This is a genomic window from Rhodococcus qingshengii JCM 15477, from assembly GCF_023221595.1.
Taxonomy (GTDB): domain Bacteria; phylum Actinomycetota; class Actinomycetes; order Mycobacteriales; family Mycobacteriaceae; genus Rhodococcus_F; species Rhodococcus_F qingshengii.
Genome location: NZ_CP096563.1, coordinates 3,131,044 through 3,153,666 on the forward strand (window position 1 = coordinate 3,131,044; position 22,623 = coordinate 3,153,666).

The window sequence follows — 22,623 nt, forward strand, 5'->3', positions numbered from 1 at the left end:
GCGGCCTGGGTCACACATTCTGGTTAGATGGTGTTGTGGCTGCACTTATTTGGCTGATCGGAGCACTGGTGCTCGCCGGGGCCGAAGCGCTGGTGGGGGATTTCTTCCTGCTGATGCTCGCCGGTGGGGCGCTCGCTACTGCCGGTGTCAGTGCTGTCACCGACTTCCCGGTGTGGGTCGACGCCGTCATGTTCGGAGTGTTCTCCGCCGCCCTCGTCCTGGGCGTGCGACCGATCATGTTGCGTCGCTTCGGTAGTCCGCCGCCGACCCCGACCGGAATACAGGCACTCGAAGGTAAGCACGCTCTGGTTCTGGAAGAAGTGGGCGAGCATTCCGGGCAGGTCAAGTTGGACGGCGAGGTGTGGACTGCCAGGCCGTACGACACCACCGAGGTGTACCCGCCGGGTACCAAGGTGACGGTGATGGAAATCAACGGCGCAACAGCAGTCGTCTGGAGGGGACCTTAATGGCAGCACTCATAGTGCTCGGTGTGTTGGTGCTATTCGTGATCTTGGTGGTCGCGAAGTCGGTAGCACTGGTACCGCAGGCAGAAGCCGCGGTGATCGAGCGGCTCGGTAGGTATTCGAAGACGGTGTCCGGGCAGCTCACGTTCTTGATCCCGTTCGCCGATCGTGTGCGCGCCAAGGTGGATCTTCGTGAGCGGGTGGTCTCCTTCCCACCGCAGCCGGTGATCACCCAGGACAACCTGACACTGTCCATCGACACGGTGGTGTACTTCCAGGTCACCAATCCGCAAGCTGCGGTGTACGAGATCAGCAACTACATCGCTGCCGTCGAGCAGTTGGCAACCACCACGCTGCGAAACGTCGTCGGCGGAATGACCCTCGAAGAGACGCTTACCTCGCGTGATTCCATCAACGGTCAGCTTCGTGGTGTCCTCGACGAGGCGACTGGTCGCTGGGGCCTGCGAGTGGCCCGCGTCGAGCTCAAGAGCATCGATCCGCCGCCCTCGATCCAGGAGTCGATGGAAAAGCAGATGAAGGCGGACCGCGAGAAGCGCGCGATGATTCTGACGGCTGAAGGTCACCGCGAATCCGCTATCAAGACCGCCGAGGGTGCCAAGCAGAGCCAGATTCTTTCTGCCGAGGGAAACAAGCAGGCCTCGATCCTGAACGCCGAGGGTGAGCGTCAGTCCCAGATCCTTCGCGCTCAAGGTGACCGCGCGGCCAAGTACTTGCAGGCTCAAGGCGAGGCCAAGGCCATCGAGAAGGTTTTCGCTGCAATCAAGTCCGGTAAGCCGACTCCGGAATTGCTTGCATACCAGTATCTTCAGACGTTGCCGCAGATGGCGCAAGGCGATGCGAACAAGGTGTGGCTCGTACCCAGCGACTTCGGTGACGCGCTGAAGGGATTTGCCAAAACGCTTGGCGCGCAAGGGCAGGATGGCGTTTTCCGGTACGAGCCGCCGGCCGCCGAAGAGAATCTTCCCAATCCTGAGGACGATTCAGCCGAGGTGGCGGAGTGGTTCGAGACCAAATCCGATCCGGCTATCGCGGAAGCAGTGCGCGCTGCTGAAGTTGCTGCACGCACACCGGTCGAAGACCCGGCAGCTGCGGTCAGGCACCGCCGTGAGAGTGCGCCCGAGCAGCCTGGATTCGTAGATCCCGCGTTGCCACAGCAGGGCGAAAATCCTTGGCCGGGTCAGTTGCCGCTGCCGCCCGAGCGTGAAGATTTCCAGCAGAAGTACCCGTACCAGGGGCAGCCGCCCGAGGGTGGCCAGCGCCAGTAGACGCCTCTAGTAGCGAACGTTGATCGGGACGGGCACTCATCACCTACGTGATGAGTGCCCGTCCCGTTCCGCATACGGCGATCGCCCAGAGGACACTGACGAAGGTTCCCATGATGAACTGCTCGGACGCATGAGGTTCGCGAAGTTCCGGGTACCGCGCGAGCCCCTTGACTGCCAAGACGATCGCGATGCCTTCCGGCCAGGTTGCGAGAATCGATGCCGCCACCGCGAGCCGTTCGAGGATGCCGATCACACGTCCGCCGCGAAGAGGTCCGGCGTCCGGTGCCGGGCTCCCGTCCGGTTGGCGACGAGCGATCTTGAAGGTGGCAAGTACCAACGGTGCACCGGCCGTGGCGGCGGCAAGTACGCACAGGACAAGCGTCGCCCCGAGAGCGAAACCGGTGACCGGGGTCGTTCGGGTCGATGCCAGTGCGGCAACACCCAGCGCCGGAAGAGCCACCACGGACGACGCCCATTCGGGGACTTCGAGTCGACCACGACTGAGCGGTCCCAGTGCCGCTGCAACTGCTGGTGCCGCGGCGGCGACGGCGAGCGCGATCAACGCCAGAACGACCATGTATTCGAGCCCCCTGCTGTGTCGACGAGTTTGTACCGGTGCGAGCGTGAGCAGTCTAGGGCTGGAGTCTGACCAAAAGTCGTTCTGCGAGTCTGCGCCCGGCGAGTTCTGCGTGCCACCCGGCTGTCAGGAGTCGCTTGGACATGGCCTGTTTGGTGATTCCGAGGTGGGCCGCTGCGCTGACCTGAGTGAGTCCGCTGTCCATCAGGGCGATGGCTTCGCGTCCGTCCTTCGTCTGTCTCGTGACGATCGTTCCGAGCAAGGTGAACGCGGCATCGACATCTGCGGCGAGTTCGTCGCGTGAGCTATCCGCCGGCGCCTGTTCGACGGCAATTCTGGCCGGAGCTCGCTTGGCTCGCTCGACGGCGATCCGAGCAGCTTCGAATGCCGGTCCGCGTCCGGCCCGGGTCTGCCGTGGGAGAGGCTGCTCGACGGGACCGATCCCGATCCCGACACTCCAGTGCTCGCGCCGAATCAGCTCGAGTGCGACGAGGACGAGTAGCGCCGGATCGTCGGTCACCGCTTGAATCTCGTCGCCCGCTGTGCGCTCGAACGGCCGCAGGAGCCTGCGATCGGCCATGTCGTCGATGATGTCCCCGACGCGGTCGACATCGCGTCGGCTACCTCGCTGATCCACTGTCAGTACGAACATCAGTCAATGCTAGATAGTTGACTTTCAATAGTCAATCGTTTTGGGTTGACTCAATCAAATCAACCTCTTGAGGTTGACCGTTGTCAACGATGGTTTCGCCCGGTGAAGGCTGACGGCGAGCGTCGAACACCAGACCGGCGATGCCGATCGCAATGCAGATCCCGGACAGAATCAGGAGACGAGGATCGGCTTCGCCGGAGAGCGCATCGCCCAGAACGACAATCCCAACAGTGCCGGGCAAGATGCCGACGACGGTGGCAAGGATGTAGGGCACGATCCGGATCGACGAAATGCCGCAGCAGTAGTTCACCACCGAGAAGGGGACAAACGCGATCAAGCGCAGAGAGCCGACGGCCAGCCACCCCCGCTTTTCGATCCGCTCGTCCACCCGCCGGATCGTCGGACTCGAAATCCGTTGCCACACGACGTCGCGGCCGATGGCGCGGACCAGGTAGAGGGCCAGAACGGCGCTCACAGTCGTTGCCGCCACGGTAAGAGCGATGCCGGTCACCGAGCCGAAAAGAACCCCCGCGCTGAGCGTGAAGACGGTGCGCGGGAACGGTGCGACGGTGACTATCGAATGAACCAGGAAGAACACGAGGGGAAACGCCGGGCCAACCGAGTCCGCCCACTCTCGCACCTGGGACACCGTGGGATGTGGGGCGAGGAGGGCTGCGAGGAACAAAGCGAGCACTACCAGGACTATTGCGATCAATCTTCGGTCCAGCAGGCGTCCCATCACAGGTCACAAGGCTACCTGCGAACGGTGAACCGGGCCGACTGCCGACCCGCAATCGTGAGTCGAACATCGCCACGGGGGCGGGAAAGCGACGTGCTCCAGGCGACAATGAAACGGCGCTGTGACGAAAACCACTAGGCTTTCGGAGTGGCCTTCACCTGCAGTCCCGGCCAGTGAAACGAACTCGCGGGTAACCCGTAAACATGCTGAACAATCGCTAGGTAAGGGCCGGTTACACGTGCACGAACGACCGAATCCGCACGTCGCCCGGCCGGTCGGAAAGTGGCCACGAACAGCCCTGTGAAGAACATGACGTGATCCTCACGATATCTGGGCTCAACCGCGGGTTAGCATCACAGAACTAACGAACAAATCCGATTATCGGTAAAGCGCTCACGCAAAAAATGAGAGGGAGCGGACACAGTGTCATTAGCTTCAGAAGCCGAGGCTGTCGAGCAGGCGTACGCGGAGTGGCAGCGCTCCGTAGCCGGTGTGCTCGCCAAGTCCCGCAGAGTCGATGCGGCAGAACTGGGCCCCGAGCCACAGAAACTGCTCGAAACCGTCACCTACGACGGTGTCACTGTCGCACCGCTCTACAGCCCACGCGACGAGCGTCCCGAGCAGAGCTTGCCGGGCACGTTTCCGTACGTGCGTGGCGTCGACGCTCACCGTGATGTCAATGCCGGTTGGTTGGTTTCCGCTGCATTCGGAACCGCCTCGGCGGCCGAGACCAATCGCGCCATCCTGGACGCCCTCGAAAACGGAGTCAGCGCACTCTGGTTGAAGGTGGGCGCCGACGGCGTTCCGGTCACCGACCTCGCCGCTGCGCTCGAGGGCGTGCTTCTCGACCTCGCACCGCTCACGCTCGATGCAGGCGCAGCGACAAACGATGCAGCCCGAGCACTCTTCTCACTCCTCGATGCACGCAGCGAAGCCGGCGACGGTGTCAGCGATCGCAGCAGTATCCGAGTTCACCTCGGTGCAGCACCGCTGACCAGTTCGTTCTCCGGCGCAGCCGACGTCGAATTTGCAGGCGCAGTCGAGTTGGCCGCCCTCGCCGCCGCTCGTGCGGAAACCGTGCACGCGATCACCGTGGACGGCACGGCCTTTCACAACGCGGGTGCCGGCGACGCCGAAGAACTCGGAGCCGCAATCGCCGCCGGCCTCGAGTACCTCCGTGCACTCACCGCCCAGAGCGGCCTGACCATCGGTGCTGCGTTGTCGCAGTTGGCTTTCCGCTACGCGGCAACCGACGATCAGTTCCAGACCATCGCGAAGTTCCGCGCCGCACGTCTCGTATGGGCACGCATCGCCCAGGTCTGCGGAGCTTCCGATTTTGGTGGAGCGCCGCAGCACGCAGTCACCTCCGCCGCGATGATGGCTCAGCGTGATCCCTGGGTGAACATGCTGCGCACGACCCTCGCTGCATTCGGCGCCGGCGTCGGCGGAGCAGATGCAGTGACTGTTCTTCCGTTCGACGTCGCCCTGGCCGACGGCACCCTCGGTGTCAGCAAGTCCTTCTCCTCGCGCATCGCGCGCAACACACAGCTGCTCCTGCTCGAGGAGTCGCACCTGGGCCGTGTCCTCGATCCGTCGGCCGGGTCTTGGTACGTCGAGGACCTGACACAGCAGATCGCCGCCACCGCGTGGGAGTTCTTCCAGGAAATCGAAGCAGCCGGCGGATATCTGGCGGCACTCGAAGCGGGAATCGTCTCCGGTCGCATCGCCGCTACCAAGGCCAAGCGCGACTCCGACATCGCACACCGCAAGACCACGGTCACCGGTGTCAACGAGTTCCCGAACCTCGGCGAAACGCCGCTGTCCGCCGAAGCCGTCGAGCCCGGCCAGTCCGTCGCCCGCTACGCAGCTGCATTCGAAGCGCTTCGTGACCGTTCGGACGCGTTCCTCGCCGCCGGCGGCGCCCGTCCCACTGCGCTTCTCGCGCCGCTGGGCTCGGTTGCAGAACACAACGTGCGCACCACGTTTGCGTCCAACCTGCTCGCTTCGGGTGGTATCGACGCAGTCAACCCCGGCCCGCTCGAGGTGGGCGCCGAGGCCATCTCCGCTGCAGTCAAGGCTTCCGGTGCCACCGTCGCCGTGCTGTGCGGCACGGACAAGCGATACGGCGAGAGCGCCGCAGCGGCCGTCGCCGAACTTCGCGCCGCCGGCATCACCAAGGTGCTGCTCGCAGGACCGGAGAAGGCAGTCGCCGACGCGACCGGCGATTCTCGCCCGGACGGATTCCTCACCGCCCGCATCGACGCAGTGTCGGCTCTGACCGAACTGCTCGACTTCATCGAGACGGGAAGCTCCAAGTGACGACACGAGAGGTCAAGCACGTGATCGGCAGTTTCGCCGAGGTCCCACTCGAGGACCCGCAGTCTCCGGCACCCACACCGCCGTCGGTCGAGCAGGCCCAGGCGCTCATCGAAGAGGGCGCCAACGCCAACAACTACGCCGCCGAGCAGGTTGTCTGGTCCACCCCCGAAGGCATCGACGTCAAGCCGGTGTACACCGGTGCGGACCGCACGGCCGCCGCCGAGTCGGGTTACCCGCTCGACAGCTTCCCGGGCGCAGCGCCGTTCCTGCGTGGTCCGTACCCGACCATGTACGTGAACCAGCCGTGGACCATTCGCCAGTACGCCGGATTCTCCACTGCCGCGGAGTCGAATGCGTTCTACCGTCGTAACCTCGCGGCCGGTCAGAAGGGTCTCTCGGTCGCCTTCGACCTCGCCACACACCGCGGCTACGACTCCGATCATCCTCGCGTTGCCGGTGACGTCGGAATGGCCGGTGTCGCAATCGATTCCATCCTCGACATGCGTCAGCTCTTCGACGGAATCGACCTCTCGCAGGTCTCGGTCTCGATGACGATGAACGGCGCCGTGCTGCCGATTCTCGCGCTGTACGTCGCTGCGGCAGGCGAGCAAGGTGTCACTCCGGACAAGCTGGCCGGAACGATCCAGAACGACATCCTCAAAGAGTTCATGGTTCGTAACACCTACATCTATCCGCCGAAGCCCTCGATGCGGATCATCTCGGACATCTTCGCGTATTCCAGCGCGGAAATGCCGAAGTACAACTCCATCTCCATCTCGGGCTACCACATCCAGGAAGCCGGAGCGACGGCCGATCTGGAACTGGCGTACACCCTCGCCGACGGCGTCGAGTACATCCGCGCCGGCCTCGACGCCGGTATGGACATCGACAAGTTCGCACCTCGCCTGTCCTTCTTCTGGGCCATCGGCATGAACTTCTTCATGGAGGTCGCCAAGCTCCGCGCCGGACGCCTCCTGTGGGCCGAGCTTGTCGCCAAGTTCGACCCCAAGAGCGCGAAGTCGCTCTCGCTGCGTACCCACTCGCAGACCTCCGGCTGGTCCCTGACCGCGCAGGACGTCTTCAACAACGTGCCGCGTACCTGCGTCGAAGCCATGGCTGCCACCCAGGGCCACACCCAGTCCTTGCACACCAACGCACTCGACGAAGCGATCGCATTGCCGACGGACTTCTCCGCCCGCATCGCCCGTAACACCCAGTTGCTGCTGCAGCAGGAATCCGGCACAGTGCGTCCCATCGACCCGTGGGGTGGCTCGTACTACGTCGAGTGGCTCACCAACGAACTCGCCAACCGGGCTCGTAAGCACATCGAAGAGGTCGAGGAAGCCGGCGGAATGGCTCAGGCCATCAACGAAGGCATCCCGAAGCTGCGCATCGAGGAGGCTGCCGCCCGCACCCAGGCACGCATCGACTCCGGTCGGCAGCCGCTCGTCGGCGTCAACAAGTACGTTCCCGACGAGGTCGACACCATCGAAGTTCTCAAGGTCGAGAACTCCAAGGTCCGCAAGGAACAGCTCGAGAAGTTGGTTCGTCTTCGCGCGGAACGTGATCCGGAAGCCGTCGAGGCCGCACTGGCGAACCTCACTCGCGCTGCCGCATCCACCGAAGGCGGCATGGAGAACAACCTCCTCGCCCTCGCTGTCGTCGCCGCCCGCGCGATGGCTACCGTCGGCGAGATTTCCGACGCCCTCGAAAAGGTGTACGGACGCCACCAGGCCGAGATCCGCACCATCAGTGGTGTGTACCGCGACGAGGCAGGAACGGTGAGCAACATCAGCAAGGCGATGGAACTGGTCGAGAAGTTCGCCGAGGACGAGGGACGTCGTCCCCGCATCCTCGTCGCGAAGATGGGCCAGGACGGTCACGACCGTGGCCAGAAGGTCATCTCCACGGCCTTCGCGGACATCGGATTCGACGTCGACGTCGGACCGCTGTTCCAGACCCCCGAAGAGGTCGCCAATCAGGCGGCCGACAACGACGTCCACGTAGTCGGTGTGTCGTCGTTGGCAGCCGGTCACCTCACCTTGGTGCCGGCGCTGCGGGAGGCTCTGGCTGCGGCCGGTCGTCCCGACATCATGATCGTCGTCGGCGGCGTCATTCCGCCCGGTGACTTCGACGAACTCTACGAGGCCGGCGCTGCTGCCATCTTCCCGCCCGGCACCGTCATCGCCGACGCTGCCAGCGGATTGTTGGAGAAGCTCTCCGCCCAACTGGGTCACGACAACAGCTGAGAAGGGGGTCACTGAAGATGGCACGTCAGCCCATCGACATTGATTCCCTCGCCGAGGCGGTGCGCGGAAATCAGCGTGCCGGCCTCGCTCGGGCGATCACCCTCGTCGAGTCCACTCGCGACGACCACCGGGCCCTCGCGCAGCAACTTCTACTGAAGTTGCTGCCGGAGGCCGGGGGAGCGCACCGGATCGGCATCACCGGAGTTCCCGGCGTCGGCAAGTCGACCTTCATCGACGCGCTCGGAATGTACTTGCTGAGCAAGGGACATCGGGTTGCGGTGTTGGCGGTCGATCCGTCGTCCACCCGCACCGGCGGCTCGATTCTCGGCGACAAGACACGCATGGCTCGGCTCACCGTCGAACCGAATGCGTACATCCGGCCGTCACCGACGTCCGGCACGCTCGGTGGTGTTGCCAAGGCAACCCGCGAGACCATCGTGCTTCTCGAAGCTGCCGGTTTCGACGTCATCCTGGTGGAAACGGTGGGTGTCGGCCAGTCCGAAGTCACTGTTGCCAACATGGTGGACTGCTTCACGTTCCTGACCCTCGCTCGTACCGGTGATCAGCTCCAGGGCATCAAGAAGGGTGTCCTCGAGCTCGCAGATCTGGTGGCGGTCAACAAGGCCGATGGCAAGCATGAGCGCGAGGCAAAGGGCGCTGCCCGTGAATTGGCGGGTGCGCTTCGCCTGATCTACCCGCACGACGCCATCTGGAAGCCGCCCGTCATCACGATGAGCGGTCTCGAAGGTGTCGGGCTGGACGAGTTCTGGGGAACTGTCACCAAACACCGTGAGGTGCTCACCGAAGCGGGACAGTTCGAGGAGAAGCGTCGCAAGCAACAGGTCGATTGGACCTGGACGATGGTCAACGATCAGCTGCTACGCAGGCTCTCGAGCAACGATCGGGTGCGTGCGATCCGGGCCGACGTCGAGCAGAGCGTGCGTGACGGTTCGCTGACGGCAGCGTTGGCGGCGGGGCGAATTCTCGACGCGTTCGACGGAAGCAACTAGCGCGGAAAGAACAAAATCCCGGGTATCCGAGCGCGGATACCCGGGATTTCTTCTGTGACGAGCTATCGTTCGCGCTTGACTGCAGGCTCGGTGAGTTCGGTCTCGACAGCGAGTTCGACTCCCGTGAAATCGCCTTCTGCCTCGGCCGGGGTGAGAGTGGACCGCTTCCACGCGTAGAACAGCAGCGCTGCCCACGCGCCGAGAATGGTCAGGTAACCGGCCACTGTGACCGCCCCGGTGATGTCGAAGGATTTGAACAGCTTCTGTGCGTTGGTCAACACGATGACGCCGCCCACCGCCGTTCCGAGCAAGGTTGCAGGTACGCGGCTGACCAGCCACGCCGCGAACGGAGCTGCGATGACACCGCCGAGCGCGAGACCGGCGACAACGAGGAGGTTTCCCGCCGACTCACGTCCCAATCCGACAAGGAATCCCAGCGACGCGGCTGACGCGACCAGAAACTCCGAGGCGCTGACCGAGCCGATCACGGTGCGCGGCGCGGTCTTTCCTCGTGAGAGCAGCGTGCTGGTGGTGATCGGACCCCAACCACCACCGCCGGATGCATCGATAAAACCACCGAACAGGCCGAGTGGGGACAGGAAACGTGCAGTGTGCGGGGTGGTACGAGCGTCCGCGACGGCCGGTGGGCGGACCGAAAAGCGTAGTGCCACATAGATACCGATGGCCAGCAGGATCGTCGCCGTGATGGGGACTGCCGCTTCGGTGGACAGACCCGAGAGCACAGTTGCGCCGATGAATGCACCGACTGCGCCGGGCACACCGAGCTTGGCGACGAGCTTCCAGTCGATGTTCTTGAACTTCCAATGCGACACACCCGAAGCGAGGGTGGTGCCGACCTCGGCCAGGTGAACAGCGGCGCTGGCCTGAGCCGGACCGAGGCCACCGATCATCAACAGAGTGGTTGCGGTGACACCGAAGGCCATACCGAGGGCGCCGTCGACGAGCTGGGCGCCGACGCCGACAAGGGTGAACAAAAGAAGGTTGAACATGAGAAGACAGACTCCGAGCGAAGAAGCGACAAAGTCAGGGGTGCAGGCAGCGAGAAATCGCCGCTCAGCAACACGCCTGATCGAAGCATGCGCTACGACGAGTGGGCCAGAACGCCATCAATCCGAGCGCAAATGCCGGGGAGGCATCGTGGCTGGAAATCTGCACGTCAGGTCCTTTGTTCTCGTTCGTTGGTGTTCTGTCCATGCGAGCATAGCCGGTGCCCGGCTCGGTCAACCCACGACGCGGGCGTAATTTCCCACTCGGTGGACAAGTCGATCGAAGAATTCCGCCGGATCGGTTCTGACCGCGATATCCGCGTTGGGCTTACGCTGCCAGTGCCCGACCCAGTCCGCGACCGTCGTTCCGATCAGCAGTGGACTCTCGGTTTCGACATCTACCGTTGCCGGTTTCAGCGTCGCCAGGCTCGGATCGAGCGCGACGGCAGCAGCGAAGGGATCATGCATGTGAGCAAGAAATCCCTGGTCGTATTCACGATGGAATTCCATGTAGAACCGGATTGCGTCGGACATATGCCTGATCACGCTGTTGGACGCGGAACTGCGGACGTCGGGACCGTCGTCAGGCGAGATGATCTCTTCCGGGGTGCTCCCGGCAGCTTCGGCGAGCCGACGCACATGTTCGGGGAACATCTCGATGGATTCGGTGACGTTGAGGCCGCAGATGATCGGGCGCCGGTGCGCGGGTACGACGGAGAACGCGTCGAACACCTCCTTGGCGGCGTGCGGATCCACCGAGACGTTCCACTCCGCGGTCGGCGTCGTGTTGCCCGGATAGTTGAACGACCCACCCATCACTACCAGTCGCTTCAGCAGAGACGGCAGATCGGGTTCACGTCTGATCGCCAAGGCCAGGTTGGTGAGCGGCCCCGTCACCAGCCCGGTGAGTTGTCCGGGGTACTCCCGGACGAGATCCACCCAGAGGTCGGTGGCGGTTCGGACCGAGCGCTTGCGACCCGAATCGGGGAGGACCGCATGGCCGATTCCTTGCGGACCGTGAGTCTCCTCGGTGGTGCGCAACGGTATGACCAATGGCTCGCGGGCGCCGAGTGCAACCTCGATGTCCGGGGCGCCGCAGAGCGCAAGCCAGTTCAAGTTGTTGGCCGCGACCTGTTCCACCGGAACGTTGCCGGCGGTGCTCGCAATCCCCAGTATCTCGGCTTCGGGGCTGGCAAGGAGATAGAGAAGCGCCAACGAGTCGTCGATACCGGTGTCGACGTCGACGATGAGTTTGTGCATGTCACTCATCGGTGGCCACCAGGATCGTCGGGGAATGCAGGACGGGGAAGTTCACCGACCGAGCGATGAAGCACTTCGTGTGTGCGGGGCCGTGAAGCTCCTGGGCCTTCTCGACCATCGACGCCTCCGCGACCAACACCGTCGGATTCAACGTCACTTCGATGAACTGGCCGCCGCCATCGGATTCCTCGATCATGCTGCCGACCGGCTGATCGCTGTAGTCGAGAACGACGACCCCAGCGGCAGCTGCCAGCCCGAGGTACCAGAGCATGTGGCACTGGGCGAGGGAGGCAACGAGCAGTTCCTCGGGGTTCCATCGCTGCGCGTCACCGCGGAACGAGGGATCGGAGCTGCCGAGAAGTTCCGGCTTTCCGACCGCGGATATTGCATGATTGCGCGAATATCCCTGCGTGCTGGACGTTCCGGTTCCCAGATCGCCCGTCCACTGAAGGTCGAGTGTGTAGGTATGTGACTTCACAGGTCCATCTTGCCCTGAATGTGCCGGTCCCTCAGCGTGCCCACTCCGCGCGATCCGATCCCCACGGATGGGCTGGTTCGGGGTAGTCCTCGAACTCTGCCAGCGCGGGTCGTGCGGTGGTCACGTCGGCATGGTTGACAACAACATTCAGGCCGGGAGCCGTCGGCAGACCAGGATGGGCGGTTCGGCCGGGTGCGTCGAGAAGACGAGCGCCTGTGCTTGCCAGCGACACGTCGACGTCGCGGCCACGGCCGTCGTGCGAGCGCAGTGTCAACGCGTCGAGGATCCCCGCTGCCAGGAAGTATCCGGTCGAGTGGTCGAGTGCCTGCGCCGGAAGTGCGCCAGGGTTCTCACCACCCTCGAGGAACGAAATGCCGGACGCGGCCTGCACGATGCTGTCGAAGCCGCGGCGATTCGCCCACGGACCTTCCCATCCCCATGCGCTGACGCGCCCGTGAATCAGGTGGGCGGGAAGATCCTGCCCGATGAGCGCTTCGAGTGCACCCGGCCGGTAGCCGGTGACCAGTACGTCTGCGGTTTCGAGGAGTTCTCGGAACGCTGCCGCTCCCGCCGAGGATTTCAGGTCGAGAAGCGCCGACCGCTTGCCCTGTCCACTGTCGAGGTGCTGCCATCCGATCTCGGGGATCGCCGGGGGATCGATCCGCAGAACGTCAGCGCCGACCAACGCCAGGGCACGCGTCGCGACCGGACCGGCGATGACGCGGGTCAGGTCGAGAACGCGTGGGCGCGTCGGATGCGTGCGGGGTTTTCCCTCGTCGCGTGCTCGGATGGATACCAGAGGCGCAGACCTCGCAGCTGCGCACTGCTCACTCAGGCGCCACTCGGTCTCGGTACGAACACGGACCGCGATGGCTCCGATCTCGGCGGCCTGCTGCTCGATCTCGATGGCGCTGAGTTCGGATATCCGTTGCGCCACTGCATCTTTGGGTGATCCATGATCGAGCGCGAGGACGGCGATCAGGCGGTCGCGATGGTGCGGATAGTTGCCGTGCGTGCGGACCCAACCGTCGCGGGCGGCAAAGAACCCCGAGTGCTCGGAGAACCCGTTGATCGGCTCGCCGCCGATCCGGAACAGTCGATCGCTCGAGAAGGACGCGGCGATGCGCTCGGGATCGAGGGTCCAGTATCCGTCGCCCGGGCCGGTTGACCGATGAATCGCCGAGGCGAACGCCGCTACCGAGCCCGCAGCGAGGTCGAACACCGGCAAGTGCGCCGCAAGGGAACCCGCCGAGTCCGGGCATTCGATGTGCCCGCGTCGGTCGTCGCTGTGCACCCCGACGTCACGCTGGTATTCGTCGAGATAGAACCCGTACCCGTGATCCATGCGACGCCTTTCGGCAGTTCAGTGGCCGAGAAGCTCCCGGCACTTCTCTGCCAGCGTATCGCGGAGCGGCGCAGCACGATCCGCCAACTGTTGTTGCTGACGCACGTATTCGGCGCGGCCCGCGGGAGTTTCGATACGAATGGGGGAGTACCCGTACTCGGCGAGGTCGTATGGGCTCGCGCGCATGTCGAGTTCACGGGCCAGGAGCGCGTGTTCGAAGCACCGCATCACCAGGTCGGAATCGACGAGTGGCAACAATTTGAAGCTCCACTTGTACAGGTCCATACCGGCGTGCAGGCAGCCCGGCTGTTCGTGATCGATCTGAGTTTCGCGTGCAAGCGGGAGCGAGTTCTTGGGGGCCGCGTCCGGTGTGAAGAACCGGAACGCGTCGTAGTGCGTGCATTTGAGTGGCAGGGATTCGACGACCGCGTCGGTACCGGCGAACCCGAGTCGCAGCGGCACCGACTGGTGACGGATTGCGTCCTCGCCGCCGCGATAGACCATCGCCCATTCGTGGAGGCCGAAGCAACCCAGCACAGCGGGCCGCGCAGACGTCTGATTCAACAGATTCCACACGAATTCGACTGTGTGACGCCGACGCTCCAGCACTGAGGCCTCAACCGTCGCGGTACCCGAATCGTCGACGCGGTAGCCGGAGAAGGCTGCGTATTCGGCGGCGTTCTCGAGCGCGACTCCGTACCCGGGGTGCCAGCGGCGCAGTTGAGCGGGTTTGAAGTTGTAGTACGTGAAGAGGAAGTCGTGCACCGGGTGAGAGATACCGGCGCTACGACGCGCTCGGTGCGGCTCGACGAGCTTCTCCACCTCCTCGAGGTGAAGTGCCCGCCGAGCCGTCCACTCGCTCTGCGCGAGTGCGAGTGAATGCACCGAACGTGTCATCGATCAGCTGTTTCTTTGTCCGGGAACAGCATCCGTGCCGCGATGCGTGCCATCGCGGACCGTTCCGACGTACTCCTCGAGGAGATCCTCGAGCGCGACGATACCGATCACCACTCCGTCAGCGTCCGTGACAGCGCCGAGGTGCGAGCTGGCCCGACGAAGGCCGGCCAACGCTTCGGCCAGCGGTGTGCTGAGCGGAACGATGGGCAGCGGCCGGATATCCGACGTCGGAACGACGGTGTCCGGTCCAGCGGCCTCGTCGAGCACCTCGTCGAGCACGTCCTTGAGGTGCACGTACCCAGCCAGCGATCCGTCGCTCGCTCGCACCGGGTAACGCGAGTATCCGGTCTCGATGACCGCACGCTCGATCTCACCCAGTGTTGTTCCCGACGGTGTGAGGGGAATGGTCCGCACCTTGTCGAGAGTGATCAGGACCTCGGAGACGGTCCGGTCGGTCGATTCGAGTGCCTGCTTCAACCGCCGGTGTTCTTCGGCGTCGATCAGACCTTCGGATCGCGATTCACCGATCATCGCGGACAACTCCACCGCCGAGACCGTGACGTCGAGTTCGTCCTTGGGTTCGACGCGCAGGAGCTTGAGCACTCCGTTCGCGCACAGGTTGTAGAACGCGATGATCGGGCGAGCGATCTTGATGAATGCCAGATGCGCGGGAACGAGCAGCATGGCCGTCTTCTCGGGGCCGGCCAACGCGATGTTCTTGGGCACCATCTCGCCGAGCAGGATGTGCAGCACGACGACGAGCGACAGCGCGATGGCAAACGAGATCGGGTGCAGCAATCCGTCGGGCAGGCCGACGGCTTCCATCGGCACCTCGAGGAGGTGCGCAATGGCGGGCTCGGCGACCTTACCGAGGAGGATCGAGCAGATCGTGATGCCCAGCTGAGCCGCCGCAAGCATGAGCGAGAGGTTCTCACCGGCCTTGATGACTGTGAGCGCCCGCTTCTTGCCTTGCGCGACCAGTGCTTCGAGGCGGTCACGTCGTGCGGAGATCAGTGCGAACTCCGCACCGACGAAGAATGCATTGCCGGCGAGCAGCACGACGGTGAGGAGTACACCGAAGAGGTTATTCATCGTCGGACTCCTTCTTGCTGTCGTCTGCGGATTCGGGTTCGACGTAAGCGGGGACCGGCGTGATGGTCACCCGGTCGATACGGCGGCCGTCCATGCCGGTCACTCGTGCAATCCACTTTCCGCGCGAATCACCGGACGAGTCGACGTCGGGCAATTCCACCTCGTCACCCTCGTCGGGGATGCGGCCCAGTTCGGTGAGCACCAAGCCGCCGAGCGTGTCGTAGTCGCCTTCGGGAGCGGTGTACCCGGTAGCCGAAGTGACCTCGTCGATGCGCAGGAGACCGGAGCACGACCATCCGTCGCCGACGCGCTGTACGTCGAGTTCGGGTTCGTCGTGTTCGTCGCGCACATCGCCGACGATTTCCTCGATGAGGTCTTCCATCGTGACGATGCCGGCAGTTCCGCCGTACTCGTCGACGACGAGCGCAACCTGCATGCCGTCGGAGCGGATCCGCTCCATGACGGTGTCTCCGTCCAGGCTCGACGGCACGACGGGAACACGTTGAGCCAGACTGTCGACGCGCGTCGTGCGCCTGCGCTCGGCCGGAACGGTGAACGCGTGCTTGATGTGTACGACGCCGACCGTGTCGTCGAGATCGCCGCGAACGACCGGGAAGCGCGAATAGCCGGTCCGCGACGCCGTCACGATCAGGTCTGCGACGGTGTCCGAGAGTTCCAGCGATTCGATCTTCACTCGCGGAGTCATCAGCTCTTCTGCCGTGCGGTCACCGAACTGCAGTGAACGGTCGACGAGCATCGCCGTGCCCTTGTCGATGGAGCCGCGCTGCGCGGACGTCCGCACGAGGGACCCGAGTTCCTGCGGTGATCGCGCGGAGCGCAATTCCTCCGCGGGTTCGATGCCCAGGCGTCGCACGATCCAGTTGGCGGTTCCGTTGAGGCCGTTGATGGCCCACCGGAAGATCAGCGAGAACCCTGCTTGCAGGCCCGCAGTCGCGCGGGCGGTGGGCATCGGCTTGGAGATTGCGAGGTTCTTCGGTACGAGCTCACCGAAGATCATGGAGAACGAGGTCGCGATCACGAGAGCCAGGATCAAAGACGTTGTCGAGGCAGCGGATTCACTGAGCCCGACGGCCTTCGTGACCGGTGTGATGAACCGTGCCAGGACCGGCTCGGCCAGGTAACCGGTGATCAGGGTTGTGATCGTGATGCCCAGCTGAGCGCCGGAGAGCTGGAACGAAAGAGTCTTGTGCGCGTGTTGAACCTGCCGCGAGCGTCGGTCGCCGCCACGAGCAGCTTCGTCGACGGTGCTGCGTTCGAGCGCGGTCAGTGAGAATTCGGCCGCCACGAAGAGGGCGGTGCCTGCAGTCAGCGCGATGAAGCCGACCAGGCTGAGAATGGTGAAAACGATGTCCATGTGTCATCGCCACCTGAGATGTGCACGGGGGCCGCCGGGTTTGTCTCCCGGCTCGCTAGAGGAGCCCTCCGAACCGGCGGAATCAGAAGATTCCTCGGATAAAACGACGGGTGTAGCGCCGGGTAAGTGTGTGGGTGCCTCGGGCACCGGGTTCCTTTCGTCAGAGCCGAGTAGTTCTCGGCTGTAGCGGGCTCGGTCGGGTCGCCGAAGGGCACCCGACCGAGTTTTGTTTTCTGTTTACGGATCCAATGATACCGGCGGGTGCCCGGGAGTAGGGACCCGAGCACCCGCCGACAGTCACAGAACGTGGTTCACCAACCAGACGGAAGCGGCCGTCCTTCGGCAAATCCGGCGGCGGACTGCACGCCCAGAACGGCCTTCTCGTGCAGCTCTTCGAGAGAGCGCGCACCCGCGTACGTGCAGGTACTGCGCACGCCGGAACAGATCTGATCGATCAGGTCCTCGACTCCGGGGCGCTCGGGATCGAGACGCATCCGCGAACTGGAGATGCCTTCCTCGAACAATCCCTTACGGGCGCGATCGAATGCCGTTTCGGTGGCTGTGCGAGCGGCAACAGCGCGCTTGGAGGCCATACCGAAGCTCTCCTTGTACGCGTTGCCCGCCTGATCGACCTTGAGGTCGCCGGGGGACTCGTACGTGCCGGCGAACCACGAGCCGATCATGACGTTCGACGCGCCCGCCGCGAGGGCGAGTGCAACGTCGCGGGGGTGGCGAACGCCGCCGTCGGCCCAGACGTGCTTGCCGAGCTCACGTGCCGCTGCAGCACATTCCGCGACGGCCGAAAACTGCGGGCGTCCGACGCCGGTCATCATGCGAGTCGTGCACATGGCTCCGGGTCCGACGCCGACCTTGACGATGTCCGCGCCTGCGGCGATCAGATCACGGGTTCCCTGTGCGGAGACCACGTTGCCTGCGACCAACGGGACGCCGAGATCGAGCGCCTTGAGGGTGGTGAGTGCATCGATCATTCTCTGCTGGTGACCGTGAGCCGTGTCCACGACGATCACGTCGGCACCGGCGTCGACGAGTGCCTTGGCCTTGGCGCCCACGTCACCGTTCACACCGACCGCCGCAGCGACCCGGAGTGCGCCGCGCTCGTCGACTGCGGGGTCGTAGATGCCGGCACGGATCGCGCCGGTGCGGGTGAGGACGCCGGCAAGAGTCCCGTCTTCGTTGACGATGACCGCCAGCGGATCGTGCTTGGTTTCGAGCAGTTCGAAGACCTCACGCGGTGTGGCGGTGACCGGGGCCGTGACGAAGTCGGTGATCGCGACGGTACGGAGGCGAGTGAACCGATCGACATCCGCGCAGGCAGCCTCCGTGACGACACCGAGAGGCTTACCGTCCTCGACCACCACGACCGCGCCGTGAGCGCGCTTGGGAAGCAGCGCCAGCGCATCGGAGACGGCGTCGTCCGGACTCAGCGTGACCGGCGTATCGGCGACGAGGTGGCGGCTCTTGACGAACGCCACGGTCTCGGCGACAGCTTCGGTGGGGACGTCCTGCGGAATGATGACCAGTCCGCCGCGGCGGGCGACAGTCTCCGCCATGCGGCGGCCGGCGACTGCGGTCATATTGGCGACCACGACGGGAATGGTCGTTCCGGATCCGTCGGAAGAATTGAGATCGACGTCGAACCGAGAGGTGACCTCGGTCCGGTTAGGGACGAGGAAGACGTCGTCGTAGGTCAGGTCGTATGGGGGGCGTTGCCCTTCGAGGAACTGCACGTTTCACGAGCCTACCGTCGATTCCGCCGTAGCGCCCTCGGTATCGCGCGCTTGTGAGCGGGAAAGGGCGATCGTGGTCATGATCATGACGGCGACGGCGCACCCGATGAGAACAATTCCGGGACCGTCGACGCGGAGGCGTTCGTCGAGCACTGTCATCCCCAGGAAGATGGCCGCGATCGGCTCGCCGATCGTCAGGGCGGGTAGCGACGCCGACAGCGGCCCGACCTGGAACGCGCGCTGTTGCAGGTAGACCCCGATTGCGCCCGAGGCGATCAGCGCCCACGTCTGCCATGCCGAAATCACCCCGACGACGCCGTGGCCGAGTAGGTCGGTGACGTACTTGGTGAATGCGACGGCGACGCCGTAGAAGATTCCTGCCGCAGAGCCGAGAAGCAGTGCGCGCCAGCCGCCGTCGAGTTTGGACAAGCCGCCGACAGTTGCGGCCACGGCCACTGCGACCGTAATCGTCAGGGGCACAGCCCAATCCGACCATGGAGCATTGCTGTCTCCCTCGGTGGGATCGCCGACGACGAGGAAGATCGCCAAGGAAATCGCGAGCATGATCGCCAGTGACCACGCGGAACGGGTGATGCGGATTCCCGAGAATTTGGCCGAGAGAGGCAGCGCGAACAGCAACGAGGTCACGATCAGCGGCTGCACCACCAACACCGAACCCAACGACAGTGCAACGGCCTGCATGACGTACCCGCCGCCGTCACCGATCAACCCGGCCCACCACCGAGGACTGCGAATCAACGACGCCACCAACGCCTCGCCCTCGGGAACCGCGGACGCCGCCCGTTGCTGAGCGACCGAAGCGCACGCGAAGAGCAGTGCAGCGAGAAGTGCGCAGAGAACCGAGATCAGTGGAAGATCACCCATTCCCTCAGTGTGCGCGCTTGCCCGCCCGATTTCCGGCAGACGGCTTTCCTGCGCCGGGTGCGCCGCGACGTGGGGTCAAGCCCTTGGACGCCAGACGCTCCGAACGGGTCGGGACCGGAGTGCCGTCCGCACGGATCTTCTTCACACTCTTCGGATCGGTGACGCGCCGCGAGGAGGCGGCGCGCTTGTCGCCGTCCTTCTTCATCCGGCCTCCGGCAGCGGTCCGGCCTGCAGTGTCGTGTTCCTGACGGCCACGCTTGGCGGTGTGCTTGACGGCAACCGTCGTATCGGGAGCCTCGACCGGAATTCCCGTCGGCTCCATCGCACCGGTGATGCGCGTGAGTTCAAGATCGTCAGGACGAACCCGCACACCGTGAACCTTGATGCCTGCCTGCTTGGTCAACTTCTCGACCGAATCACGTTCTTCGTCGGTGACGATGGTGACGACGACGCCTGATTCCCCGGCGCGTGCCGTGCGGCCGGCCCGGTGCAGGTAGTCCTTCGCCTCGGCCGGGGGATCGACGTGAACGACGAGCGTCACGTCGTCGACATGGATTCCGCGCGCGGCGACATCGGTGGCGACCAGGACCGGTGTTGTCCCGTCGGAGAACGACGCGAGGGTCTTGGTCCGATTGTTCTGCGTCTTGCCGCCGTGCAGAGCCCCGGCCGAGACGCCGATCAAATGCAGTTGCTGCGCAAGACGATCCACACCGTGCTTGGTCTTGACGAACATGATGGTCCGCCCCGCGCGCGAAGCGATATGTGCGACAACGGATCTCTTGTCGTCGTGGTCGACGAAAAGCAGGTGATGCTCCATGGTCGAGACGGTCGCAACCGGGGGAGCAGTCGAGTGCGACGCCGGATTGCGCAGGTAACCCGCGACCAGATCGTCGACCTTGCCGTCGAGTGTCGCCGAAAAGAGAAGACGCTGACCGTCTTTCGGAGTCGTGTCGAGAATCTTCGCAACCTCGTCGATGAAACCCATGTCTGCCATGTGGTCGGCTTCGTCGATGGTCGTGATCACGACGTCGTCGAGAATCACCGACTTCTGGTCGAGTAGGTCGAGTAGGCGCCCGGGGGTCGCGATCAGCAGATCGACGCCGCGGGCAAGGATGTCGGCCTGACGCTTGATCGGAACGCCCCCGACCGCATTTGCCACACGCAAACCGATCTCGGTAGCGGCGTCGTCGAGTGCCTTGTGGATCTGGATCGCCAGCTCACGGGTGGGAGCGAGCACCAAACCGCGCGGACGATTCCGCTTGCTCGCCCCACCCTTGAGGCGCACCAGCATCGGAAGCCCGAAGGCCAGAGTCTTTCCGGAACCCGTCGCACCGCGCCCGAGTACATCCCGACCGGCAAGAACATCGGGGATGGTTGCCGACTGAATGGGGAAGGGGGCATCGATGCCGCTTCGGCGCAACGCGTGCACCATCACGGCGGGGATTCCGAGGTCGACGAACGAACGCCCTTCGGTCGAGGTGGGCGAGTCGATCGTCGATTCCTGCATTTGTCCAGGCTACCGGGTATCGGTAGACGCAGATGACCGCATCTACCGATACCCGCTGTGAATCAGGCCTCGATTTCGCTGCGGTCACCGCTCCACAGTGTGTGGAACTTGCCCGGCTTGTCGATGCGCTCGTAGGTGTGCGCGCCGAAGAAGTCGCGCTGACCCTGAGTCAGGGCGGCCGGCAGACGCTCCGCGCGGAGACCGTCGTAGTACGACAGCGAGGACGCGAACGCAGGTACCGGAATGCCGAGCATCGTCGCGGTGGCGACCACGCGGCGCCAGCTGTCGATGCCTGCCTCGATGGCCTCGCGGAAGTACGGCGCCAGAATCAAACTCGGCAGGCTCGGATCGGCGTCGAACGCGTCCTTGATGCGGTTGAGGAACTGCGCACGGATGATGCAGCCACCGCGCCAGATCGTCGCCAGGTCGGCAGGCTTGAGGTTCCAGTCGTACTCGGCGCTGCCGGCAGCGATCTGATCGAAGCCCTGCGCGTACGCCACGATCTTCGACGCGTACAGCGCGGCCTGGATGTCGGCGGCAAACTGCTCGGCGTCAGCAGGCTTGTCGCCGAGAGAGCCGGCAGCCAGACCCTGCGCCTGAGCTGCGGCGCGCTGATTGCGGCTACCGGACAGTGCGCGAGCAAACACGGCCTCGGCGATGCCGGTGACCGGCACGCCCAGATCCAGAGCGGACTTGACCGTCCAGCGGCCCGTGCCCTTCTGCTCGGCAGCGTCGACGATGACGTCGACCAAAGGCTTGCCGGTCTCGGCGTCGACCTGGCGGAGCACCTCGGCGGTGATCTCGATCAGGTAGGACTCGAGGGTGCCCTTGTTCCACTCGGTGAAGACGTCGGCAACCTGACCGGCGTCGTAGCCCAGAGCGTCGCGGAAGAGGTTGTACGCCTCGCCGATGAGCTGCATGTCGGCGTACTCGATGCCGTTGTGCACCATCTTGACGAAGTGACCGCTGCCGTCGGGGCCGATGTGCGTGCAGCACGGGGTGCCGTCGACGTGAGCGGAGATGGACTCGAGAAGCGGGCCGAGAGCCTCGTAGGACTCCTTCGGGCCGCCCGGCATGATCGACGGACCGTTGAGTGCGCCTTCTTCGCCACCGGAGATACCGGCGCCGACGAAGTGCAGTCCGCGGGCGCGGATCGCCGCTTCACGACGGATCGTGTCGGTGTAGAGCGAGTTGCCACCGTCGATGATGATGTCGCCGGGCTCCATGGCGTTTGCGAGCTCTTCGATGACAGCATCGGTCGGGGCGCCCGCCTTGACCATGATCAGGACGCGTCGCGGCTTCTGAAGTGCGGCAACAAACTCCTCGACGGTCTCGGTGCGCACGAAATCGCCCTCGGAACCATGCTCGGCGATCAGGGCATCGGTCTTCGCGATGCTGCGGTTGTGCAGGGCAACGGTGTGACCGTGGCGGGCGAAATTGCGGGCAATATTCGAACCCATGACGGCCAGGCCGGTGACGCCGATCTGAGCTCGGGGTGATTCGGTGCTAGTGGTTGACATGCTTACAGCTTTCCCTCTCGGTCCGCGGCTGTGAAATCCTGCGCTGTGCGCAGCCGAAAACGGTGCGGCCGCGACGCGCGTGAACATCAGACCGTGCATACAAAACACGGATGCAGATCACTTTAATTGCAGTGACCTGCATCCGTCTCGATACAGCTTCCGGCACAGCCGGAAGGTTCTCAGTGTTCAGTTGTCGAGCCGCAGCTCAGCGCA

At 64.2% G+C, this 22,623-nt stretch carries 19 protein-coding genes; 5 read left to right on the forward strand and 14 right to left on the reverse strand.

All coding sequences use genetic code 11. The features are described 5' to 3' along the window. Nucleotides 1-35 precede the first annotated feature (35 nt). Entirely contained in the window at nucleotides 36-467 is a 432-nt protein-coding gene (locus M0639_RS14425) for an NfeD family protein (RefSeq protein ID WP_003944877.1), read from the forward strand. Further along, a complete protein-coding gene (locus tag M0639_RS14430) occupies nucleotides 467-1,750 on the forward strand; it encodes an SPFH domain-containing protein (protein WP_030536387.1) in 1,284 nt (427 codons plus the stop codon). Before M0639_RS14425 ends, M0639_RS14430 begins: the two co-directional genes overlap by 1 nt. Nucleotides 1,751-1,793: 43 nt before the next feature. On the opposite strand, the gene M0639_RS14435 is transcribed toward M0639_RS14430, so the two are convergent. Genes M0639_RS14435 through M0639_RS14445 form a run of 3 tightly spaced genes read right to left on the reverse strand, consistent with a single transcriptional unit; the run spans nucleotide 1,794 to nucleotide 3,718 of the window. Next, nucleotides 1,794-2,327 (reverse strand): hypothetical protein, encoded by a 534-nt coding sequence (locus tag M0639_RS14435; RefSeq protein WP_003944797.1) that lies wholly within the window; start codon nucleotides 2,325-2,327, stop codon nucleotides 1,794-1,796. A gap of 55 nt (nucleotides 2,328-2,382) precedes the next feature. Continuing rightward, on the reverse strand, nucleotides 2,383-2,979 hold the full coding sequence (locus tag M0639_RS14440; protein WP_003944858.1) for a hypothetical protein: 597 nt from the start codon (nucleotides 2,977-2,979) through the stop codon (nucleotides 2,383-2,385). A gap of 31 nt (nucleotides 2,980-3,010) precedes the next feature. Further along, nucleotides 3,011-3,718 carry a TVP38/TMEM64 family protein gene (locus M0639_RS14445; protein ID WP_007727829.1) on the reverse strand — a complete coding sequence of 236 codons (708 nt, stop codon included), beginning with the start codon at nucleotides 3,716-3,718 and terminating at the stop codon, nucleotides 3,011-3,013. Nucleotides 3,719-4,141: 423 nt separating this feature from the next. Between M0639_RS14445 and mutA the strand changes: the two genes are divergently transcribed. Genes mutA through meaB form a run of 3 tightly spaced genes read left to right on the forward strand, consistent with a single transcriptional unit; the run spans nucleotide 4,142 to nucleotide 9,296 of the window. Continuing rightward, complete coding sequence (gene mutA / locus M0639_RS14450) at nucleotides 4,142-6,037, forward strand: methylmalonyl-CoA mutase small subunit (protein WP_030536386.1); 1,896 nt, start codon at nucleotides 4,142-4,144, stop codon at nucleotides 6,035-6,037. Further along, complete coding sequence (gene scpA, locus M0639_RS14455) at nucleotides 6,034-8,286, forward strand: methylmalonyl-CoA mutase (protein WP_003944912.1); 2,253 nt, start codon at nucleotides 6,034-6,036, stop codon at nucleotides 8,284-8,286. Before mutA ends, scpA begins: the two co-directional genes overlap by 4 nt. Before the next feature lie 17 nt (nucleotides 8,287-8,303). Beyond that, nucleotides 8,304-9,296, forward strand: a complete 993-nt coding sequence (gene meaB / locus M0639_RS14460; RefSeq protein ID WP_007727819.1) for a methylmalonyl Co-A mutase-associated GTPase MeaB — start codon at nucleotides 8,304-8,306, stop codon at nucleotides 9,294-9,296. A gap of 62 nt (nucleotides 9,297-9,358) precedes the next feature. Here meaB and M0639_RS14465 read toward each other — a convergent pair whose 3' ends face one another. The 11 genes from M0639_RS14465 to gndA all read right to left on the reverse strand — a co-directional run bounded on the left by M0639_RS14465 (nucleotide 9,359) and on the right by gndA (nucleotide 22,410). Further along, complete coding sequence (locus M0639_RS14465) at nucleotides 9,359-10,306, reverse strand: sulfite exporter TauE/SafE family protein (RefSeq protein WP_007727818.1); 948 nt, start codon at nucleotides 10,304-10,306, stop codon at nucleotides 9,359-9,361. 231 nt (nucleotides 10,307-10,537) lie between these two features. Continuing rightward, on the reverse strand, nucleotides 10,538-11,572 hold the full coding sequence (locus M0639_RS14470) for a nucleoside hydrolase (RefSeq protein WP_064075310.1): 1,035 nt from the start codon (nucleotides 11,570-11,572) through the stop codon (nucleotides 10,538-10,540). After that, nucleotides 11,565-12,041 (reverse strand): OsmC family protein, encoded by a 477-nt coding sequence (locus tag M0639_RS14475; RefSeq protein ID WP_007727816.1) that lies wholly within the window; start codon nucleotides 12,039-12,041, stop codon nucleotides 11,565-11,567. Before M0639_RS14475 ends, M0639_RS14470 begins: the two co-directional genes overlap by 8 nt. Nucleotides 12,042-12,072: 31 nt before the next feature. After that, nucleotides 12,073-13,386 (reverse strand): CoA transferase, encoded by a 1,314-nt coding sequence (locus tag M0639_RS14480; RefSeq protein ID WP_064075309.1) that lies wholly within the window; start codon nucleotides 13,384-13,386, stop codon nucleotides 12,073-12,075. 18 nt (nucleotides 13,387-13,404) lie between these two features. Next, a complete protein-coding gene (locus tag M0639_RS14485) occupies nucleotides 13,405-14,283 on the reverse strand; it encodes a hypothetical protein (RefSeq protein WP_064075308.1) in 879 nt (292 codons plus the stop codon). Nucleotides 14,284-14,286: 3 nt separating this feature from the next. Next, on the reverse strand, nucleotides 14,287-15,375 hold the full coding sequence (locus M0639_RS14490) for a hemolysin family protein (protein ID WP_064075307.1): 1,089 nt from the start codon (nucleotides 15,373-15,375) through the stop codon (nucleotides 14,287-14,289). Next, complete coding sequence (locus M0639_RS14495; RefSeq protein ID WP_003944847.1) at nucleotides 15,368-16,750, reverse strand: hemolysin family protein; 1,383 nt, start codon at nucleotides 16,748-16,750, stop codon at nucleotides 15,368-15,370. The genes M0639_RS14490 and M0639_RS14495 overlap by 8 nt, the downstream gene beginning before the upstream one ends. Nucleotides 16,751-17,061: 311 nt before the next feature. Beyond that, a complete protein-coding gene (locus tag M0639_RS14500) occupies nucleotides 17,062-18,498 on the reverse strand; it encodes a GuaB1 family IMP dehydrogenase-related protein (protein ID WP_020969620.1) in 1,437 nt (478 codons plus the stop codon). 3 nt (nucleotides 18,499-18,501) lie between these two features. Continuing rightward, complete coding sequence (locus M0639_RS14505; protein ID WP_064075306.1) at nucleotides 18,502-19,383, reverse strand: DMT family transporter; 882 nt, start codon at nucleotides 19,381-19,383, stop codon at nucleotides 18,502-18,504. 4 nt (nucleotides 19,384-19,387) lie between these two features. Beyond that, nucleotides 19,388-20,890, reverse strand: coding sequence for a DEAD/DEAH box helicase (locus M0639_RS14510; RefSeq protein ID WP_054827845.1), 1,503 nt, complete (start codon nucleotides 20,888-20,890; stop codon nucleotides 19,388-19,390). Between the two features lie 62 nt (nucleotides 20,891-20,952). Next, nucleotides 20,953-22,410: an NADP-dependent phosphogluconate dehydrogenase gene (gndA, locus tag M0639_RS14515; protein ID WP_007730904.1), complete on the reverse strand. Its 1,458-nt coding sequence runs from the start codon at nucleotides 22,408-22,410 to the stop codon at nucleotides 20,953-20,955. Nucleotides 22,411-22,623: the final 213 nt, after the last annotated feature.

What these genes read in the sequence shown, in the direction of transcription:
- M0639_RS14490 (WP_064075307.1), bottom strand. Translation starts at nt 15,375, where the DNA reads ATGAATAACCTCTTCGGTGTACTCCTCACCGTCGTGCTGCTCGCCGGC.
- M0639_RS14495 (WP_003944847.1), bottom strand. Translation starts at nt 16,750, where the DNA reads ATGGACATCGTTTTCACCATTCTCAGCCTGGTCGGCTTCATCGCGCTG.
- meaB (WP_007727819.1), top strand. Translation starts at nt 8,304, where the DNA reads ATGGCACGTCAGCCCATCGACATTGATTCCCTCGCCGAGGCGGTGCGC.
- gndA (WP_007730904.1), bottom strand. Translation starts at nt 22,410, where the DNA reads ATGTCAACCACTAGCACCGAATCACCCCGAGCTCAGATCGGCGTCACC.
- M0639_RS14435 (WP_003944797.1), bottom strand. Translation starts at nt 2,327, where the DNA reads ATGGTCGTTCTGGCGTTGATCGCGCTCGCCGTCGCCGCCGCGGCACCA.
- M0639_RS14470 (WP_064075310.1), bottom strand. Translation starts at nt 11,572, where the DNA reads ATGAGTGACATGCACAAACTCATCGTCGACGTCGACACCGGTATCGAC.
- M0639_RS14440 (WP_003944858.1), bottom strand. Translation starts at nt 2,979, where the DNA reads ATGTTCGTACTGACAGTGGATCAGCGAGGTAGCCGACGCGATGTCGAC.
- M0639_RS14445 (WP_007727829.1), bottom strand. Translation starts at nt 3,718, where the DNA reads ATGGGACGCCTGCTGGACCGAAGATTGATCGCAATAGTCCTGGTAGTG.
- M0639_RS14465 (WP_007727818.1), bottom strand. Translation starts at nt 10,306, where the DNA reads ATGTTCAACCTTCTTTTGTTCACCCTTGTCGGCGTCGGCGCCCAGCTC.
- M0639_RS14430 (WP_030536387.1), top strand. Translation starts at nt 467, where the DNA reads ATGGCAGCACTCATAGTGCTCGGTGTGTTGGTGCTATTCGTGATCTTG.
- M0639_RS14505 (WP_064075306.1), bottom strand. Translation starts at nt 19,383, where the DNA reads ATGGGTGATCTTCCACTGATCTCGGTTCTCTGCGCACTTCTCGCTGCA.
- M0639_RS14510 (WP_054827845.1), bottom strand. Translation starts at nt 20,890, where the DNA reads ATGCAGGAATCGACGATCGACTCGCCCACCTCGACCGAAGGGCGTTCG.
- M0639_RS14480 (WP_064075309.1), bottom strand. Translation starts at nt 13,386, where the DNA reads ATGGATCACGGGTACGGGTTCTATCTCGACGAATACCAGCGTGACGTC.
- M0639_RS14485 (WP_064075308.1), bottom strand. Translation starts at nt 14,283, where the DNA reads ATGACACGTTCGGTGCATTCACTCGCACTCGCGCAGAGCGAGTGGACG.